Genomic DNA, 1,007 nt, shown 5'->3' on the forward strand with positions numbered 1-1,007 from the left:
AGACTTCTTGAAGAACTAGATATGATAGCTACTACTACAAGCTTTAATGGCCAACAACTACTAAATGGAAATTTTTCAAACAAAAACTTCCAAATAGGTGCTTATAGTAATGAAACTGCAAAAGTAAGTATAGGTGCTACAAACTCAAATACAATTGGGCATACTAGGTTTGAGACTGTTTTTAATACTGTTGTATCTACTGTCTCTACTTTATCAAATCAAACCCTAACAGTAAAACTTAGTGGTGTTGATGGATATCCTAATGGTTATGAATTTCAAGCAATTGCTGGTACGGTATTAGCAAAAGATGGCTATAAAGCTGTAGCTGATATGATGAATGGCGTTTCAGATAAAACTGGTGTAAAAGTTAAAGTTAATAATACTCAAATTATGTCAGAAGCTATTGGTGCTGGTACAATACAAGATTTAACAATTAATGGCGTAACTATTGGAAATATTACTGTAAAAGCTAATGATTCTGACAATGCTCTAATCGCTGCAATTAACGCTAAAAAAGATGAAACCGGAGTAGAAGCAAGCCTTGAAAATGGTCGTCTAGTTTTAGCTGCTAAAGATGGTAGAGCTATTAATGTAGATACACATTCTGTTAATAGTTTTACAATAGCTGGAGGCGTGAAAGGTAATTTTTCAGAAAAAGGTATTACATATTTAGGTCAATTGACTTTCATTCGCCAAGACGCTAGAGATATCAAAATAGGCCTACAAAATATGTCATTAATCGCTTCTCATATATTTAGTGGCAATGCTGCAATATCTAATGCGGCTAACGCTAACAAGGCATATAATCAAACATCGGTAAATCTGAAATATATGAACTCTGGTACAATTAGTGCTACAATGGCTAAAGCAATGGGATTTTTTAATGGTAACGCATCTAATGCCAATCAAGAAGTAGACCAAGCCGGTGGCGTAAATACTTATGGTGGTGCCCAGGCTATGGTGGATGTAGCTGAAGCAGCTAGAAAGACTCTAGACAAGCTAAGAGC

At 35.3% G+C, this 1,007-nt stretch carries 1 protein-coding gene; it reads left to right on the forward strand.

Annotated features, from left to right (window positions below; translation table 11 throughout):
- The coding region (locus CIGNP85_RS08230; RefSeq protein WP_272888193.1) for a flagellin hook IN motif-containing protein at positions 1–1,007 on the forward strand (1,007 nt) is incomplete at both ends.

Source organism: Campylobacter sp. P0085 (genome assembly GCF_002139495.1).
GTDB classification, from domain to species: Bacteria; Campylobacterota; Campylobacteria; order Campylobacterales; family Campylobacteraceae; genus Campylobacter; species Campylobacter devanensis.